This is a genomic window from Puia sp., from assembly GCF_035546395.1.
Classification (GTDB): Bacteria; Bacteroidota; Bacteroidia; order Chitinophagales; family Chitinophagaceae; genus Puia.
This window is the reverse complement of the sequence record NZ_DASZXR010000019.1, coordinates 101826-118278: the sequence shown is the minus strand read 5'-3', so window position 1 is coordinate 118278 and position 16453 is coordinate 101826. Positions and strand designations below refer to the sequence as shown.

Below are 16453 nucleotides of genomic sequence, written 5' to 3'. Positions count from 1 at the left end.
CACATCTCCGTGCCCGACTCCAAAGGTTTTAGGACATCCTGATCAGTAGCAAGACGACCGGCTCTGTCGTCAGCCGTATCCATCCACCACAAGTCTACCTAAACCTAAACCTTCACCGGATAATGACAACTGATAACCCGGGAGTCGTACTTGTCGACGATCATGTACTACTTCGCAACGGATTGGCCAGTCTTATTCGCAGCTTTGGCCGGTTCGATGTTCTATTTGAAGCCTCCGACGGCAAAGATCTCATCAGGCAATTGAAAACCTCCCGCCGTCCCGACATCATCTTACTGGACATAGGCATGCCGGAAATGGACGGCTATGAGACCGCCTGCTATTTAAGGGAACATTTCCCCGAAATCCGGGTGCTGGCATTGACCATGACCGATACCGACAGCTCCGTTGCACGGATGCTGAAGAACGGCGCCAAGGGTTATGTCTTAAAGGACATCGATGCCCACGGGTTGGAGCAGGCCCTTGATTCCATTGCCGGCAAAGGTTCCTATTATACGGAAACGATAACGGAGAAGCTGATCGATACCGTCAGCCGGTTGCAGCAACCCGAACAGCGGCATTTTCGCAATATGCTCACGTTAAACGACCGGGAGCTGGAATTCATGAAGCTTGTTTGTACCGAATGGACCTATAAGGAGATTGCCGACCGGATGTATCTCAGCCCGCGCACCATCGATGGCTACCGGGATGCCTTATTCGAAAAGCTGAACGTCCGCACGAGAGTGGGATTGGCGATGTTTGCGGTGAAGAACGGGATCGTGCAACTGGACTGATCGATCGACGGCTGTATCTTCTTAGTTCAACACACTCTTTTCCTTCACCACTTCGATCCCTTTCTGATCCTTGATCTTTCCCCAGCCGCCGGTAACGTTCCGGAGGTTGTGGATCCCCTGACGTTTAAGAAGAGAAGCCGCGATGATGCTGCGGTAGCCGCCGCCGCAATGGACATACAGATTGTATTTCTCGTCCAGGTTGGCCATATTGCCGGGATCGGTCAGGTCCTGTAACGGGATATTGATCGCATCCTTCACATGTCCATCCGCGAATTCGGTCTCCCGCCTTACGTCGACGACGAGCAAGTTGGGGTCGAAGGGTATATCCATGGCCAGCTCGTCGGGTTCGATATCGATGATGAGGTCGATGGGTTCGCCGGCATCCCGCCAGGCCGGAAATCCCCCGTCGAGGACTCCCTTCATCTTGTCGAAACCGACCCTTGCCAAACGGATAACGCTTTCCTTTTCTTCGCCGGGCGAGGTCACCAGGACGATGGGTTTGTCAAAAGGGAGGAGGCTGCCCGCCCATTCCGCGAACCGGCCGTCGAGCCCGATGCTGATGGAGCCGGGAACGAATCCGCTCACGAAGAGATCCGACCGGCGCGTGTCCAGCACGATGGCTTCCTGCCCGATCCAGTCCTTGAAGGCGGCGAGGTCGAGCGGCTTCAGTCCGGCTTCCAGCACTTCATCCAGCGGATCGTATCCTTCTTTATTGATCCTTGCGTTGATGGAGAAATATTGCGGCGGGGCCATGAGGCCATCGGTGACGGCCTTGATGAATTCTTCTTTTGTTTGTTCCCGCAAAGCGTAGTTGGTCTCCTTTTCGTCCTTCAACGTGCTGAAGGTGTGCGGACCGAGGTTCTTGCCGCAGCTGCTGCCGGGACCATGCGCGGGATAGATGATAACGCTTTGGGGCAGTGGAAGGATCTTTGTGCGCAGAGATTCGTATAACATTCCCGCGAGTTCTTCCTGGCTGAGATTGCCGCTGCTCAGATCGGGGCGGCCGACATCGCCTACAAACAGCGTGTCGCCTGTGAACAGGGCATGAGGAGTTCCGTCGGCGTTGCGAACCAGGTAGCAGGAAGACTCGACCGTATGGCCGGGCGTATGCAGGACTTCGATGTTCGTGGCGCCGAGGGAGAATGTTTCGCCGTCGACGGCCCGGTGGATCGGGAAATTCGCTTCCGTCCGCGGCCCGTAAATGATAGGGGCGCCGGTAGCCTTTGCCAGGTCGAGGTGACCCGATACAAAGTCGGCGTGAAAATGGGTTTCGAAGATGTATTTGATGGTCGCGCCCCGTTCCCGGGCAAGCCTCAGGTAGGAGTCGATGTCGCGTAAGGGGTCGATGATGGCCGCTTCTCCTTCACTATCAATATAGTAAGCCGCTTCGCTAAGACAACCTGTATACAATTGCTGAATATACATAACGGGGCAATTTTTGCAAATTTACCCTTTTTGTCTCGAATTCGATGTCAGCCAGCTTGCAGTACGAGGGGACTAGTCGATCAGTTCGTCCACACATTTCATGATCTCGCTAAGCCGATCATGGTTGATGATGTAGTAAATGAATTTACCGTCGCGTTGCGTCTTTACGATTCCTGCGCGTCGAAGGATAGCAAGGTGTTGGGAGGCAACAGATTGTTCGAGGCGAAGGTGAACGTAGATCTCGGTGACGGTGAGTTTTTTATTTTCATCCAGCAGACGGATGATCTGTTGACGGAGTTTGTGATTGAGTGCTCTTAAGATCAGTGCGCCCTTCTTTAGATTCAAAAAATCAACTTTTACAGGAGCTCCGTCAGAGCCCTCTGCATTTACTACCATCCAATAGCTATTATTGTTCATCGTTAAGCTCATGAGCGATTACCGTTTTAAGGATTTCAAGAAGATACGAGAAAGGTCCGGCAAATTTATGATCAACTCTTTGAAAAAAAATGGGCAAAATTTCTTAATATGATGATATAGTCATTTTCTTGTATGAGTGTAGAATTCTTTGGTATAAGCGGGCTCACTGTACGCCAGGCCGGTGAATTCCTTGTGCAAATATCGTAAAAAAGCCATATTGCCCAGATACCCGGCATGATAGTTGACATTCCTGAAATGCGCTCGCGGATTGATTATTATAGGTTTACACTTACCACTGCCATCACCGAAAAACGACACTGTATGATCCTGCAGCCAGGGATCGAAGCTATTTGGCTCGACTATCATGGCTGTCGAGGGTAGCAGGGCTGTGCCATCGTTTTGATATACGGCGGTGAATACTTCCATGCGCCGGGCGTCGATCATCGGGCATAGCAGGTCTATATCGGGAAGCTGTTCTTTTGCTGCAAAAGCCATGATCCGCAGGGTATCTTCGGCGATCAGCGGAATGTCAAGAGCGAAGCAAAACCCTTTGGCGGCGGCCATTCCCACGCGCAGCCCCGTGTATGATCCGGGTCCCGCGCTGACGGCAACGGCCTGCAGGTCACGCAGCCGGTAACCGGTCTGCCGCATCATTTGTTCAATAGCCGGATGCAGCCAGGCTGCATGCTCTTTCTGGGTCAAATTCTCTGCAAGCGCCAGTGCTTTCCCTTCTTGTGAAAGACAGATGCCGGCCTTCCCTGTGGCCGTATCGATATTTAGGATTAACGCCATCTTTTAATCATATTTTAATTTTTCCGACTGCCTCGAGGAGGGCAGCGGAAGGTACATATGCCGGGTTTGTTCTGCTCAATGCCCCGAGCAGACCGGCTATCTGACCCGGGCCGATGCGGTCGCTCCATTCGAATGGACCGAGTGGATAGTTGGTGCCCAGCCGCATGGCGGTGTCGATCTCTTCCTTTGTGCTTACCCCGGCTTCCCAGGTGAAGAACGCTTCGTTGATCATCGCCGCAAGGATACGGGCGCTGATCATCCCGGGTTCATCCGGTACGATGCGATAGTCGCGGTCCAGCTGCCGATACAGCGTTGCGACGCGGCTTGCCGCCGTCTCGTCTGCGACGGCCAGCTCGTGGATGTTTCGCTCGAGGAAGCCCGGCCATGCATTGATGCGTACGAAGGGATAGCCGATGTCTTTGGTTGTCGGCGTCACTGCGTTGACGATGATCAGCGCGGGTTGCAGCTTGCTCAACTCCTCACAGCGTTTCTTTTCGTTGACGAAATCGAGATCGATGTAAATGCCCGCGCCATCGACGGGCTGGATGGCAGGCGAGAGGCGCCAATCGATCCCTTCGCCCGGGAAGAACTTCGTCAACTGTTCTTTTGAATATTTTTCGGTGATGGCGGCAATGATCATGGCGCGAAGTTACCGAAAAACAAGCCACAGGAGGACTTCGCCGGAGCCGCTTCGACACGCTCCAGCTCGTTCGTAGCCTTCGCTATGCTCGGCTATAGCCGAAGGCCCGTCTTTAGCCATCGCGCCCGAGGCCTAAAATTTTGCCAAAAGGCCGAAGGGCGCGATCTTTGGAACCATGGAAAACAAGATCATCAATACCCCCAATGCCCCGGCCCCGATCGGGCCTTATAGCCAGGCCGTACAGGCCGGTAACCTGCTTTTTATCTCCGGTCAGATCGCCATCGATCCCGCCACGGGGAACGTCGAAGCGAAGGACATTATGGACGAAGCGCACCAGGTGATGCACAATCTCCGCGGGATCCTCACCGCCGCGGGCACAACTTTTGACAATGTGGTAAAGACGACGATCCTGCTCAGCGACATGTCGCTGTTCGGTGAGATCAATACCGTCTATGGCAAATATTTCACCGGCAATTTCCCCGCGCGTGAGACCTATGCGGTGAAAGGACTGCCCAAGAATGTGAATGTGGAGATCAGCATGGTGGCGAGCCTTTAGCTATCCGAGCATCCCGATGATCGCCCTGGGAAGGAAGACGGCCACCGCGATACCATACAGGGCATTGGCACAAGGGTGTCCGGAGGTTTCGGGTTGTTCGAGGGTGTCTTCCATGAGGAGCCTGGTTAGGGCTCCACAAGATGATATTAATTCTTCAGAACTGCAAGCTCCTTTCCAACTTTTATAAAGGCAGCGATCGCCTTGTCGAGGTGGTGCTGTTCGTGTCCGGCGCTGAGCTGGACGCGGATGCGGGCCTGGCCTTTTGCCACTACCGGGAAGAAGAAGCCGATGACGTATATATCTTCATGTAAGAGGCGGGAGGCGAAGTTCTGGGCTACGACGGCATCATAAAGCATGATCGGCACGATGGGATGCGAGCCGGGTTTGATATCGAAACCGGCTTCCGTCATTTTCTTCCGGAAATAGGTGGTGTTGTATTCGAGCTTGTCGCGCAGCGCGGTCGTTTCGCTGAGCATGTCCAGTACGGCGATGGAAGCGCCGGTGATGGAGGGGGCGAGGCTGTTGGAGAAGAGATAGGGCCGGCTCCGCTGCCGCAGCATCTCGATGATCTCTTTCTTTCCGCTGGTGAAGCCGCCGCTGGCGCCGCCGAGCGCCTTGCCCAGGGTTCCGGTAATAATATCTATCCTTCCCATGACCCCGCAGTGCTCGTGGGTCCCGCGGCCTGTCTTGCCGAGGAAGCCGGAGGAGTGGCTCTCGTCGATCATGACGATGGCGTCATAGCGGTCGGCGAGGTCGCATATCTTGTCCAGCTGGGCGATGGTGCCGTCCATGCTGAAGGAGCCGTCGGTGACGATGATCCGGCTGCGGGAATCCTGCGAAGCCTTCAGCTGTTCTTCGAGATCGGCCATCGTATTATGCTTATAGCGGAACCTTTTTGCCTTGCAAAGCCGCACGCCGTCGATGATGGAGGCATGGTTCAGCTCGTCGGAGATGATCGCATCCTGTTCGCCGAAGAGGGGTTCGAAGATGCCGCCGTTGGCGTCAAAGGCGGCGGCATACAAGATCGTGTCCTCGGTACCGAGGAATGCTGCGATCTTGCGTTCCAGCTCGCGATGAATATCCTGCGTGCCGCAGATGAAACGAACGCTGCTCATGCCATAGCCGCGCCGGTCGATGGCCTTGTGTGCGGCCTCGATAACGGCGGGGTGGGAAGAAAGACCCAGGTAGTTGTTGGCGCAGAAATTCAGCACTTTCCGGCCGCCTACGACGATCTCGGCGCCCTGGGGGCTTTCGATAATGCGTTCTGTTTTGAACAGGCCGGAAGCTTTTATCTCTTCCAGCTCGGTTGCGATGCGTTTTACGAAGGAGGAGTTCATGGAGTCTTTTGTTTTATGAATTGCTACAAAAAACCGCGCGAAAATATAATTTTTTGTAGCAATTCCGCTTATGTCGGTATGCTTCGGCTTGCGCCTCGCATACGAACCGGGTTCTACCCGGTTCCGCCAAAGGTAAGTAGTTGACTGTTCATCTATTAGGTTGGATAGCTAAATTTTTGCCCACCTGTAACATTTTTGATATATCTTCGTCTGATCATTTGGACTCCTGTCCGACTTTTTTATGACTCGAAATAAGTACATCCGGTTGTTCGTCCTTTGTCTGGTGGTTTCCGTCAGCCTGGTGCTCTTTTCCTATGTTCGCGGCCGTGCTTCGAATACCGAGGACTCGAACTGCGAGGGTAGTAAATGTCCTTCCGGCAAGACTAAAACGGAGGTGATCCTCTGGGAATCCCTGACGCACAACTTATTGGTCTCCAACCATTAGCAGCTCAATCGAGCCTGTCATCCACCTTTTTCCAAAAAATGGGTTTAGGGCTGTAACTTTCTTTTGTCTATCATCGTATTACCAATGGCTTATGACAGAGAAAGACTACAATGAATGCGTAAGGCTTTATGCGGACAACGTCTACCGCTTCATCCTGAAGAATCTTCGCCAGGAAGAAGATGCCCGGGACGTGGTCCAATCGGCATTTGAGAAGCTCTGGAAGAACCGGGAAGGCGTAGAGGTGGAAAAAAGCAAATCCTATCTCTTCACGATCGCCTATCACCAGATGATCGATCATCTGCGGAAGGCGAAGCGGGTTCAGCTCCGGGAAGAATTCCGGGAGGAAGCCAAGGTCAGCTCTGCGCCGGTGCATCATCTGAAGAAGGCATTGGAAGAGGCTCTGTCGAGGCTCAACGAGACGCAACGCTCGCTGGTGTTGTTGAAAGATTACGAAGGGTATTCCTATAGCGAGATCGGGCAGATCACCGGGCTGAATGAGAGCCAGGTAAAGGTCTATCTGCATCGCGCGCGAATCCAGTTGAAGAACTACCTGGTTAAATTGGAAAACTTAATCTAAGGAGCCATGATCACGAGAGAGAATTACGAAGAATACTTCCTGCTGTATGTCGACAACGAGTTGTCGGCATCGGCGAAGTCGGCTGTGGAGCGGTTTGTGGCCGGAAATCCCGATGTGCAGGAAGAATGGGAGACCCTTCTCCAATGCCGGGTCGATGCCGATCCCCACGAAACATTCCCGGGCAAGGAGACGCTTTTGCAGGCGGACCTCCTTTCCTATGTCGACGGGGAGCTTGATGCTCCCGGCCGTCTGTCGGTGGAAGAGTTCGTCGGGCGCTATCCTTCGAAGGCGCTTGAGCTGGAGCAGTTGTCGATGACCGTTAGTCAGCCCGATCTCACGATCGTCTTTCCTCATAAAGAAAGCCTTTATCGTTCCGGGCGGCGGAGGGTGGTGTATCTTCCGTGGATGCGTGCGGGTGTTGCTGCCGCGGCGTTGGGACTCGTGGCGCTGCTGTTGTTGATGGGACAGCATACCGACCAGCGCCGGGTAGCGGCAGCGCCGCCGCCACCGGTCAAGAAAAATGTACCGGCCGTTGTAACTCCCCGGAAGCCTGCGCCGTTATATTCTACAGGAAGCGATGATCAGGGCCGGGATAAAGTGATCGCGAAGAACGATCCGGCCGGGCGGAACCCACAGCGTAAGGCACCCGTTCCGGCGTCCGTGGAAAAGACTCCCGAGGTCGCCGTGCAACGGCAGGAGGTTGCGCAGGTGACGACGGTCTCCACGAATACGAACGGCCTTATCACCAATCACGCCGGCGATCCCGCGCTTGTCGCGGAGGTAAAGCCGGACCTGGCCGAAAGGACCTTGATAAAGCCGGCAACGACTGTTGCCGCCGTCAATATTCCAAAGGAACAATCCTCCTTCGCCACCCAGGCGCTGCTTGAAGAGCAGCAGGAGGAAGAGACAAAGGACATGGTTGCTGCCGCTCCTGCCGGCAAGAGCAAACTACGGGGCCTTCTCCGGAAGGTATCCCGCACCTTGGGAAAGACGGCCGATCGTGATGACGACGGGCAGAAGGAGGTTTTGATCAGCGCCTTCCAGGTGGCATTAAAATAACTCATTGCAAAAAAAAGGAATGTATGAACCGGGTATTATTACTTACGGCGGGAATTTGTTTTGCCCTTACCTGCCGGGCACAGAACGATACGACAGGCGTCGAAAAGCTCAAAGGCCCCGAAGGCGACACCATTCGCGTCGGCAACCTGCTGATCATCCGCAACGGAGCAAGGGATTTCACCGGTAACGTGCCGTCGCTGCGCATCAAGACCCGCCGGCATCACAACTACTATCACCCTTCGAACGTCAGCACCAACTGGGGCATCGTCGATCTCGGATTGGCGAGCATGAATGACAAAACGATGTATTCCAGTCCCGCCGCGCAACAGTTTGCACCGGGCGCGAACAAGGATTGGTTCAAGAACCGCTATGGCATTCTGCCGAAGACGGTCGACGTCAATATCTGGATCTTCATGCAGCGCTTCAACCTGATCCATCACTGGCTGAATCTGAAGTATGGCGTCGGTATCGAGCTCAACAACTACCGTTACGAATACAATATCCGCTATCTCACCAATCCGACGAAGGTGATCATGGATACGATCCAGTACAGCAAGAATAAGCTTGCGACGGATTATGCCACGATCCCGGTAATGCTCAATTTCAATTTCACGCCTCACCGGCGGCATCCGTTCGGGTTCAGCGCGGGGGCCAGCTTTGGCTATCTTTATTCTTCCCGGCAGAAGCTGATCAGTCATGAGCATGGGAAGGAGAAGATCTTCAACGATTTCGACATCAACTCCTGGAAGATATCCTATATCGGCGAGCTCCAGCTGGGATGGGTCAATTTTTACGGAAGCTATGCGACCAAGAGTATTTTTGGCCGGGGGCTGGACCAGGTGCCGTATAACTTCGGAGTGCGGATCGGAAATTGGTAAAATCCGGGAGTTTATTGTGGTCCGTGCCGGACCACAATAAACCGGCGTCCTTTTCGTTGGGTAAGAAAAGCCGAGTTATGAGGTCCCGAAAAATGCTTCTTGGAAGCCTGTTGGTAATCACCCTTTTTTCTTTCCGCGACGCGCATCACCGCACTGCCAGCCATCGGTGGTTCCATCCGCACCTGGATGGGGAAGTGTACCTGGTGGTGGTGAAATCCAGCTACGAACTGCAGGTGTATGACAAAGACGGCTGGTATGCAACGTATCCCGCGGTCTTTGGCAGCAAGTCCCTCGATGATAAGATGGTGCAGGGAGACCGGAAAACGCCGGAAGGCACTTTTCATATCCGGTCCAAGCGCCCGCATGAGAAATGGTCGAAGATAATGGACCTGGACTATCCGACGGCGGCCGACGTCGCCAAGTTCAATGAGCGGAAGGCCAAGGGGCTGATCCCAAGGAGTGCGAAGATGGGCGACGGGATCGCGATCCATGGGACATGGCCGCATGATGAGAATGCGGTCGATGCGTACCAGATGTGGACGAATGGGTGCGTGTCGCTAAAGAATGAGGATATGGATGAGGTGTATAATATCACTCCTGTAGGAGCGAAAGTGATCATTCAGCATTGAGTGCCGGCCTTCGGCCGGCGATTGTACATTAAAGTCTTCCATTCTTGATCTCTTCGACCACGGCGGGGTCCAGCAGCGTGGTCGTATCCCCCAGATTTTGCATTTCGCCTTCGGCGATCTTGCGCAGGATCCGCCGCATGATCTTTCCGCTGCGGGTCTTGGGCAGTCCGCTGACCAGCTGGATCTTGTCCGGCTTGGCGATGGGTCCGATGATACGTGCGACGGTCTGGACGATATCTTTCCGGATGGATTCGTCGTCGGTCTTGCTACCGTTGAAGATCACATAAGCATAGATCCCCTGCCCTTTTATATCGTGGGGATAGCCTACGACCGCACTTTCCACGACTCCGGTGTGCATATTGATGGCGTTCTCCACTTCGGCGGTTCCAATGCGGTGACCGCTGACGTTGAGGACGTCGTCCACGCGGCCGGTGATGCGGTAGTTCCCGTCGGCGTCGCGAAGGGCGCCGTCGCCGGTGAAATACAGATTGGGATAGGTGGCGAAGTAGGTAGTGCGGCAGCGTTCATGGTCGCCATAGGTGGTGCGGATGATGGACGGCCAGGGGAATTTGATACAAAGATTCCCGCTGATATTGTTGCCGTGCAGCTCCTCGCCTTTTTCGTCGACGAGGATGGGCTGAACGCCGGGGAGGGGCAGGGTGGCATGTGCCGGCTTTTCGGGCGTGATGCCGGCCATGTTGGAAATGAGGATACCGCCCGTCTCGGTCTGCCACCAGGTGTCCACGATGGGGCAGCGGCCCTTGCCGATATTCTCGTGGTACCAATGCCAGGCCTCTTCGTTGATCGGCTCGCCGACCGTGCCCAACACCCGCAGGCTGCCGAGATCCTTCCCTTTCACGTAGTCGAGCCCGAAGCCCATCAGGCTCCGGATAGCCGTCGGCGCGGTATAGATGATATTCACCTTGAACTTATCGACGATGTCCCAGAACCGGCCGGCATCGGGCCAGGTCGGGATGCCTTCGAACATCAGCGTGGTGGCGCCGGCGCTTAGGGGTCCGTATACGATATAACTGTGGCCGGTGATCCAGCCGATATCCGCCGTACAGAAGTAGACATCCCCCGGCTGATATTGGAAGACATTGACGAAGCTGTAATTCGTAAAGACCATATAGCCGCCGCAGGTATGTACGACGCCTTTTGGCTTACCCGTGGAGCCGGAAGTATATAGGATAAAGAGCAGATCCTCCGCATCCATCGTCTCGACCGGGCAGGGGGGATTGCCCTGGGTCTCGACCTTGCGGATCTCATCTTCCCACCATACGTCGCGGCCTTTGATCATGCTTACGGGAACCCGTGTACGCGTCAGGACGATGACCTTTTTCACCGAGGGGCATTGTACCAGCGCGTCGTCGATGACCGATTTCAGCGGGATCTGCTTATTGCCGCGGTGGGCGCCATCGGAGGTGATCACCAGGCTGCACTGCGCGTCCTGGATACGGTCGGCGATGCTCTGAGCGGAGAAGCCGCCGAATACGACCGAGTGGATGACGCCGATGCGGGCGCAGGCCAGCACGGCGATGGCCAGCTCGGGCACCATCGGCATATAGATACAGACCCGGTCGCCCTTCTTCAGCCCGTTGTTCTTCAATACATTGCCGAACTGGCATACCTTACTGTGCAGCTCTTTATAAGACAGGATGCGATAATGTTCTTCCGGTTCGTTGGGTTCCCAGATAATGGCGGGCTGGTCGCCTTTCTCTGCCAGGTGGCGATCGAGGCAATTTTCGGTTATATTCAACTGTGCCCCGGAGAACCAGCGAACGTTGGGCTCCTTAAAATTCCATTCCAACACCTTATCCCAGGGGCGGCGCCACTGGAAATTGTCAGCGATGTCTCCCCAGAAACCTTCCGGATCTTCCACACTTTTTTTATATTCGGACCGATATTGCTCGAGGGACCGGATCTGATAGGGATAACTGCTCATATTGCGCAAAATAGATTTGGGCGTGAGGCGCCACGGGCGCCTCGGCCGAAGGCCAATAATTAGATTCAATTCGATGCGTTTACGCATCGTAACAAATGTAGATCAAAAAATTTTAACTTTAGCCGCATGGCACAAACAATCGACTCGACCCGGGACATCCGCAAGATCATCACCGCCTCCTCTGTAGGGACCCTTATCGAGTGGTATGATTTTTACATTTTCGCGAGTCTTTCCACCCAGATCGCGAACCATTTCTTCCCGAAGGGGAATCCCACCGCGGCCACCCTTTCCACTCTTGCCACATTTGCGGCAGGCTTTGTAGTGCGGCCTTTCGGCGCCCTGGTATTTGGGCGGCTCGGCGATCTTATCGGCCGGAAATATACGTTCCTGCTGACCCTCGTCATCATGGGCGGCTCCACCTTTGCCATCGGTCTAATTCCGGATTACGCCCGTATCGGCGTTGCGGCGCCGTTGCTCATCCTGCTGCTCCGCTTGCTGCAAGGATTAGCCCTGGGTGGAGAATATGGCGGTGCGGCGACCTATGTGGCGGAACATTCGCCCGATCACCGGCGCGGCTTCTTCACCTCGTGGATACAGGCTACCGCAACGGTCGGGCTGCTCCTCAGCCTGGGGATCACCCTGGTCACCCGTCATTTCCTGGATGCAGACACGGCCCGGAGCATCGAGAAATTCGATGACTGGGGCTGGCGCATTCCCTTCCTGATCTCCATCTTCCTCGTAGCCATTTCGATCTATATCCGGCTTAAGATGCAGGAGTCGCCCCTTTTCCAGCAGCTGAAGTCCGAGGGCCGGCTGTCCGTAAATCCGCTGAAAGAAAGTTTTGGCCACAAGACCAACCTGAAGATGGTGTTGCTGGCGCTTTTTGGCGCGACGATGGGGCAGGGCGTCGTGTTCTATACCGGTCAGTTCTATGCCCAGACGTTTATGGAAAAAACCTGCCTCCTCGATTTCGATCAATCAAAAACGACGCTCTTGCTCGCGATCATCTTTGCATCGCCGTTCTTTGTCATCTTTGCGGGCTGGAGCGACCGGGTGGGCCGAAAATGGATCATGATGGCGGGGATGCTGCTGGCCGTGCTTACTTATCCCTATCTTTTCAAACAGCTGCTGGTCATCTCCGATGCCAGGACCAGGACGGAATATGCCGAACAGAAAGAAATTAAGACCAGCGTATCCTTTGTCAGTCCCAAAAGCAAGGATATGATCCGGACGTCTACCACACTATCACATTTTGACGGGGGGCTGGTGGTGGCTGAGACCCGAAAGGACACGGCCTATGCCGACGGTCACCCTACCGTGAAGCCGGTCGTTACGGTCTCCCGGACGCTCGGTACCGGGGATTACTGGAAGATCGTTCTCATCCTTTTTGTGATGGTCATTTATGTCACGATGGTGTATGGACCGATCGCCGCATTCCTGGTGGAACTATTCCCCACGCGGATCAGGTATACATCGATGTCGCTGCCCTATCATATCGGGAACGGCATTTTCGGCGGGATGACGCCGTTCATCGGCCTGCTGCTGACTACGATCTATACCGGCGACAAATTGGTTGGGCTTTGGTACCCGGTCATCGTGACGGGGGTGTGCCTGGTTATCGGCGTGCTGTATATTCCGAATAAGAAAAACATAACCTCTTTATAATTATGAACCTGCTCAAAAAAGCTCTTGGTTTTGTTTGGATCGCGCTGGGTCCGTTGATCCTTATTTACCTGATAAAGACCGGCGTTGCGGAGATCGCGAAGAAGCCGGGTATCGACGCCAAGATCCAGTGGGGTGTCTTTATTGTCATCTTTATTCCCATTGCGGTGGGGATCGTGCTGTTCGGGTATTATGCGTTGAAAGGGGAATATGACAAATAGGGCGGCCGGTGGCGCAAATGCCCTAATTTCGCGTCATGTCTATTGAAATCAGCAACCTGGTGAAGATCTACGGCGAGCAAAAGGCCGTGGACAATATATCCTTCCAGGTAGGCAAGGGGGAGATCGTGGGATTCCTGGGACCCAATGGAGCCGGTAAATCCACCACGATGAAGATCCTGACCGGTTACCTGGGGCAGGATGAGGGCGAGGCGAAGGTGTGTGGCATCCCGGTCAGGGAAAGCCCGCTGGAGACCAAGAAAAAGATCGGCTATCTGCCCGAAGCCAACCCGCTCTATCCCGACATGTATGTCCGGGAATATCTCGATTTTATCGCCGATGTGCATCATGTCGCCGACAAGAAGGCGCGGATCGAAGCCGTCATTGTCCTTGTCGGGCTGACGGTGGAGAGCAACAAACGGCTTGGACAGCTCTCGAAGGGTTACAAGCAGCGTGTCGGTCTCGCGGCGGCGTTGATCCACGATCCCGAAGTGCTGATCCTCGACGAGCCGACCAGCGGTCTCGATCCCAACCAGATCATCGAGATCCGTGACGTCATCAAACGCCTGGGAAAGGACAAGACCGTCCTCTTCTCCTCTCATATCCTGCAGGAAGTGGAAGCCCTTTGCGACCGCGTTGTGATCATCAACCGGGGCAAGCTCGTAGCCGACAGCCCGATCAGCCGGCTGAGAATGGAAGCAAGCGGATCCGGCGCCATCCGGGTAGCCTTCCGGGAAACGCTGGAACCTGCTAAACTGCAGGCGCTAAAAGGAGTAGAGGCGATGCAGGCGATCACCGACAAGGAATGGGAGTTGCAGACGAAAGAGCCCGACGAGGTGAAAAAACAATTGCTGGAACTGGCTTTGCAGAACAATTGGAACATTGTTTCTTTGCAAAGCGAAAACAGAAGCCTGGAGGCGATCTTCCGGAGCCTGACCCAATGAGAGGCCGCTGGTCATTTTCAGAAAAATTCAAGATTAAAAATTCGAAATCATCATGAGCTACATTGCCGACATTCACGCAAGACAGATCTTAGACAGCCGGGGAAATCCTACCGTCGAGGTAGACGTTGTTACTGAAAACAATCATCGCGGCCGGGCGGCGGTGCCCAGCGGGGCTTCCACGGGGATCCACGAGGCCGTTGAGCTCCGGGATGGGGACAAATCGATGTACAGTGGGAAGGGCGTATTGAAAGCGGTGGCGAATGTGAACGATATCATCGCCGATCAGCTGATCGGTTTCCCGGTGAACGAGCAGGCCAGCCTGGATGCCCGGCTGCTGGACCTGGACGGGACCGACAACAAGGGCAAGCTTGGCGCCAACGCGCTGCTGGCCGTCAGCATGGCCGTTGCAAAGGCCGCCGCGAAGGAGAGCAAGCTCCCGTTGTATCGCTATCTTGGCGGTGTCAACAGCACCGTGCTTCCCATGCCGCTGATGAACATCCTGAACGGCGGGGTACATGCAGATAATAAGATCGATTACCAGGAATACATGATCGTGCCGGTAGGCGCCGAGACTTTCAGCGACGGGCTTCGCTGGGGTGTGGAGATCTTCCACCAGTTGAAATCGGTGCTGAAGAAAAAGGGCTACAGCACCAATGTGGGTGATGAAGGGGGTTTTGCGCCGGATATCCAAAGCAATGAAGAGGCGATCGAGACGGTCCTGCAGGCCATCGAGGCCGCGGGGTATAAGGTAGGCAGCCAGATCGGTATTGCTCTCGATGCCGCCAGCAGCGAAATGTTCAAAGACGGCAAATACAAATTCTACAAGAGTAGCGGCAAGGAGCTGACGAGTGACCAGATGGTGGAGTACTGGACCTCCTGGGTCAATAAATATCCGATCATTTCGATCGAAGACGGGATGGCCGAAGAAGATTGGGATGGCTGGAAAAAGCTGACGGACGCCATCGGGAACAAGGTGCAGCTGGTGGGGGACGATCTTTTCGTGACCAATACCAGGATCCTGCAGAAGGGCATCGACAAGGGGGTGGCCAATAGCATCCTGATCAAGGTCAACCAGATCGGGACCGTCACGGAAACGATCAACGCCGTGCAACTGGCTCAGACTCATGGCTATACTACCATCATGAGCCATCGCAGCGGGGAGACCGAGGATACGACCATCGCCGATCTGGCCGTGGCGTTGAATTGTGGGCAGATCAAGACCGGGAGCGCTTCCCGTACGGACCGGCTGGCCAAGTACAACCAGCTGTTGCGTATCGAGGAAGAGCTGGGCGATGCGGGCATTTATCCCAAGGGAAGGATCAAATTCAAAAAATAAGTTGTAGATTGGGTCTCCGGGCCGGCTGGCGCCGGCCCGGAGCTTTTTGCCGATTGGACGGAGTCCAATCTTGTTTTTTTTGATGCTATGAGGTTAATGAACAAATATCTGCTGACGGGTGTAGGATTTACGGTATGGATCCTGTTCTTCGATAACAGGGACTTCGTTACCAGCCACTTCCGTGAGAAAGGGGAGCTGCAAAAACTGGAGGAAAGTAAGAAGTACTACGAGCAGCAGATCGCCGCCACCAGGCAGGAGCTGGAGCAGCTGAAGAGCAACCCGGCCGTCCTTGAAAAGTATGCGCGGGAGCGGTATCTGATGAAGAGAGACAACGAGGACCTCTTTGTGATCCGCGACGAAGGCACGCCTGCCAAACATTGATTCTCACTTTCTTATATACTCATCGCCCCTTTTCTGCTAATCCCCGGCCGGGTACGGCCCCGTTAAAAGTTAATAATTCCTATAACGGACAATAACAGTACCCAAATCCCGTTTTCATAACGGACGTTTCACTTTTACTGCTTCGGAATTTATTAGGACATTAAATGGTTTTGCCTATGACACTCTTTACACCGGAGGATCTTTTGCGGTATTTGTATAAAGAGTCTTCCCCCGAGTTGACGGTAGCGATAGAGGCTGCCCTGAAGGAAGACTGGATGCTTCGTGAAAAGCTGGAGGTACTACGATCTTCAGCGGGCGAATTGGACACACTGGTCGTATCTCCCCGAATGGAAGTTATTCAGCGCGTGATGAACTATGCCAGGAAAACGGCGGTGCAGGATGCAGTGCCGCACTAAGTACG

Annotated in this window: 19 protein-coding genes; 13 read left to right on the top strand and 6 right to left on the bottom strand. The window is 54.5% G+C overall.

The features are described 5' to 3' along the window. The first annotated feature begins 122 nt into the window (after window positions 1-122). Complete coding sequence (locus VHE34_RS26800) at window positions 123-791, top strand: response regulator transcription factor (protein ID WP_325593769.1); 669 nt, start codon at window positions 123-125, stop codon at window positions 789-791. A 21-nt stretch (window positions 792-812) separates the two neighbouring features. Here VHE34_RS26800 and VHE34_RS26795 read toward each other — a convergent pair whose 3' ends face one another. The 4 genes from VHE34_RS26795 to VHE34_RS26780 all read right to left on the bottom strand — a co-directional run bounded on the left by VHE34_RS26795 (window position 813) and on the right by VHE34_RS26780 (window position 4065). After that, window positions 813-2216: an MBL fold metallo-hydrolase gene (locus tag VHE34_RS26795; RefSeq protein ID WP_325593767.1), complete on the bottom strand. Its 1404-nt coding sequence runs from the start codon at window positions 2214-2216 to the stop codon at window positions 813-815. A gap of 72 nt (window positions 2217-2288) precedes the next feature. Next, window positions 2289-2561 (bottom strand): metalloregulator ArsR/SmtB family transcription factor, encoded by a 273-nt coding sequence (locus tag VHE34_RS26790; protein WP_325593765.1) that lies wholly within the window; start codon window positions 2559-2561, stop codon window positions 2289-2291. A gap of 192 nt (window positions 2562-2753) precedes the next feature. Then, a complete protein-coding gene (tsaB, locus tag VHE34_RS26785; protein WP_325593763.1) occupies window positions 2754-3425 on the bottom strand; it encodes a tRNA (adenosine(37)-N6)-threonylcarbamoyltransferase complex dimerization subunit type 1 TsaB in 672 nt (223 codons plus the stop codon). A gap of 7 nt (window positions 3426-3432) precedes the next feature. Then, a complete protein-coding gene (locus VHE34_RS26780; RefSeq protein ID WP_325593761.1) occupies window positions 3433-4065 on the bottom strand; it encodes a 3-hydroxyacyl-CoA dehydrogenase family protein in 633 nt (210 codons plus the stop codon). A 175-nt stretch (window positions 4066-4240) separates the two neighbouring features. Here VHE34_RS26780 and VHE34_RS26775 point away from each other — a divergent pair, with 175 nt between their 5' ends. After that, on the top strand, window positions 4241-4621 hold the full coding sequence (locus tag VHE34_RS26775; protein ID WP_325593759.1) for a RidA family protein: 381 nt from the start codon (window positions 4241-4243) through the stop codon (window positions 4619-4621). 146 nt (window positions 4622-4767) lie between these two features. On the opposite strand, the gene kbl is transcribed toward VHE34_RS26775, so the two are convergent. Next, a complete protein-coding gene (gene kbl / locus VHE34_RS26770) occupies window positions 4768-5958 on the bottom strand; it encodes a glycine C-acetyltransferase (protein ID WP_325593757.1) in 1191 nt (396 codons plus the stop codon). 241 nt (window positions 5959-6199) lie between these two features. On the opposite strand from kbl, the gene VHE34_RS26765 reads away from it, so the two are divergent. The 5 genes from VHE34_RS26765 (at window position 6200) to VHE34_RS26745 (ending at window position 9546) form a co-directional block, all read left to right on the top strand. Further along, window positions 6200-6403, top strand: a complete 204-nt coding sequence (locus tag VHE34_RS26765) for a hypothetical protein (RefSeq protein ID WP_325593755.1) — start codon at window positions 6200-6202, stop codon at window positions 6401-6403. A gap of 91 nt (window positions 6404-6494) precedes the next feature. Then, window positions 6495-6980, top strand: coding sequence for an RNA polymerase sigma factor (locus tag VHE34_RS26760; RefSeq protein WP_325593753.1), 486 nt, complete (start codon window positions 6495-6497; stop codon window positions 6978-6980). Window positions 6981-6986: 6 nt separating this feature from the next. Next, window positions 6987-8039 carry a hypothetical protein gene (locus tag VHE34_RS26755; protein WP_325593751.1) on the top strand — a complete coding sequence of 351 codons (1053 nt, stop codon included), beginning with the start codon at window positions 6987-6989 and terminating at the stop codon, window positions 8037-8039. A 23-nt stretch (window positions 8040-8062) separates the two neighbouring features. Then, complete coding sequence (locus VHE34_RS26750; protein WP_325593749.1) at window positions 8063-8917, top strand: outer membrane beta-barrel protein; 855 nt, start codon at window positions 8063-8065, stop codon at window positions 8915-8917. Window positions 8918-8994: 77 nt separating this feature from the next. Then, window positions 8995-9546, top strand: a complete 552-nt coding sequence (locus VHE34_RS26745; RefSeq protein ID WP_325593747.1) for a L,D-transpeptidase — start codon at window positions 8995-8997, stop codon at window positions 9544-9546. Window positions 9547-9574: 28 nt separating this feature from the next. On the opposite strand, the gene acs is transcribed toward VHE34_RS26745, so the two are convergent. Then, on the bottom strand, window positions 9575-11491 hold the full coding sequence (gene acs, locus VHE34_RS26740) for an acetate--CoA ligase (RefSeq protein ID WP_325593745.1): 1917 nt from the start codon (window positions 11489-11491) through the stop codon (window positions 9575-9577). Window positions 11492-11617: 126 nt separating this feature from the next. On the opposite strand from acs, the gene VHE34_RS26735 reads away from it, so the two are divergent. From VHE34_RS26735 to VHE34_RS26710, 6 genes are all read left to right on the top strand, one after another. Then, window positions 11618-13156: an MFS transporter gene (locus VHE34_RS26735; protein ID WP_325593743.1), complete on the top strand. Its 1539-nt coding sequence runs from the start codon at window positions 11618-11620 to the stop codon at window positions 13154-13156. A 2-nt stretch (window positions 13157-13158) separates the two neighbouring features. Further along, window positions 13159-13374, top strand: coding sequence for a DUF6814 family protein (locus VHE34_RS26730; protein WP_325593741.1), 216 nt, complete (start codon window positions 13159-13161; stop codon window positions 13372-13374). 35 nt (window positions 13375-13409) lie between these two features. Further along, window positions 13410-14315 (top strand): gliding motility-associated ABC transporter ATP-binding subunit GldA, encoded by a 906-nt coding sequence (gene gldA, locus VHE34_RS26725; RefSeq protein WP_325593739.1) that lies wholly within the window; start codon window positions 13410-13412, stop codon window positions 14313-14315. Window positions 14316-14367: 52 nt separating this feature from the next. Then, window positions 14368-15651 (top strand): phosphopyruvate hydratase, encoded by a 1284-nt coding sequence (eno, locus tag VHE34_RS26720; RefSeq protein ID WP_325593737.1) that lies wholly within the window; start codon window positions 14368-14370, stop codon window positions 15649-15651. Window positions 15652-15738: 87 nt separating this feature from the next. Beyond that, window positions 15739-16032, top strand: a complete 294-nt coding sequence (locus VHE34_RS26715) for an FtsB family cell division protein (protein WP_325593735.1) — start codon at window positions 15739-15741, stop codon at window positions 16030-16032. Between the two features lie 176 nt (window positions 16033-16208). Then, window positions 16209-16448: a hypothetical protein gene (locus VHE34_RS26710; RefSeq protein WP_325593733.1), complete on the top strand. Its 240-nt coding sequence runs from the start codon at window positions 16209-16211 to the stop codon at window positions 16446-16448. The last annotated feature ends 5 nt before the right edge of the window (window positions 16449-16453 follow it).

What these genes read in the sequence shown, in the direction of transcription:
- VHE34_RS26800 (WP_325593769.1), top strand. Translation starts at nt 123, where the DNA reads ATGACAACTGATAACCCGGGAGTCGTACTTGTCGACGATCATGTACTA.
- VHE34_RS26795 (WP_325593767.1), bottom strand. Translation starts at nt 2,216, where the DNA reads ATGTATATTCAGCAATTGTATACAGGTTGTCTTAGCGAAGCGGCTTAC.
- tsaB (WP_325593763.1), bottom strand. Translation starts at nt 3,425, where the DNA reads ATGGCGTTAATCCTAAATATCGATACGGCCACAGGGAAGGCCGGCATC.
- VHE34_RS26780 (WP_325593761.1), bottom strand. Translation starts at nt 4,065, where the DNA reads ATGATCATTGCCGCCATCACCGAAAAATATTCAAAAGAACAGTTGACG.
- VHE34_RS26775 (WP_325593759.1), top strand. Translation starts at nt 4,241, where the DNA reads ATGGAAAACAAGATCATCAATACCCCCAATGCCCCGGCCCCGATCGGG.
- kbl (WP_325593757.1), bottom strand. Translation starts at nt 5,958, where the DNA reads ATGAACTCCTCCTTCGTAAAACGCATCGCAACCGAGCTGGAAGAGATA.
- VHE34_RS26765 (WP_325593755.1), top strand. Translation starts at nt 6,200, where the DNA reads ATGACTCGAAATAAGTACATCCGGTTGTTCGTCCTTTGTCTGGTGGTT.
- VHE34_RS26760 (WP_325593753.1), top strand. Translation starts at nt 6,495, where the DNA reads ATGACAGAGAAAGACTACAATGAATGCGTAAGGCTTTATGCGGACAAC.
- VHE34_RS26755 (WP_325593751.1), top strand. Translation starts at nt 6,987, where the DNA reads ATGATCACGAGAGAGAATTACGAAGAATACTTCCTGCTGTATGTCGAC.
- VHE34_RS26750 (WP_325593749.1), top strand. Translation starts at nt 8,063, where the DNA reads ATGAACCGGGTATTATTACTTACGGCGGGAATTTGTTTTGCCCTTACC.
- VHE34_RS26745 (WP_325593747.1), top strand. Translation starts at nt 8,995, where the DNA reads ATGAGGTCCCGAAAAATGCTTCTTGGAAGCCTGTTGGTAATCACCCTT.
- acs (WP_325593745.1), bottom strand. Translation starts at nt 11,491, where the DNA reads ATGAGCAGTTATCCCTATCAGATCCGGTCCCTCGAGCAATATCGGTCC.
- VHE34_RS26735 (WP_325593743.1), top strand. Translation starts at nt 11,618, where the DNA reads ATGGCACAAACAATCGACTCGACCCGGGACATCCGCAAGATCATCACC.
- VHE34_RS26730 (WP_325593741.1), top strand. Translation starts at nt 13,159, where the DNA reads ATGAACCTGCTCAAAAAAGCTCTTGGTTTTGTTTGGATCGCGCTGGGT.
- gldA (WP_325593739.1), top strand. Translation starts at nt 13,410, where the DNA reads ATGTCTATTGAAATCAGCAACCTGGTGAAGATCTACGGCGAGCAAAAG.
- eno (WP_325593737.1), top strand. Translation starts at nt 14,368, where the DNA reads ATGAGCTACATTGCCGACATTCACGCAAGACAGATCTTAGACAGCCGG.
- VHE34_RS26715 (WP_325593735.1), top strand. Translation starts at nt 15,739, where the DNA reads ATGAGGTTAATGAACAAATATCTGCTGACGGGTGTAGGATTTACGGTA.
- VHE34_RS26710 (WP_325593733.1), top strand. Translation starts at nt 16,209, where the DNA reads ATGACACTCTTTACACCGGAGGATCTTTTGCGGTATTTGTATAAAGAG.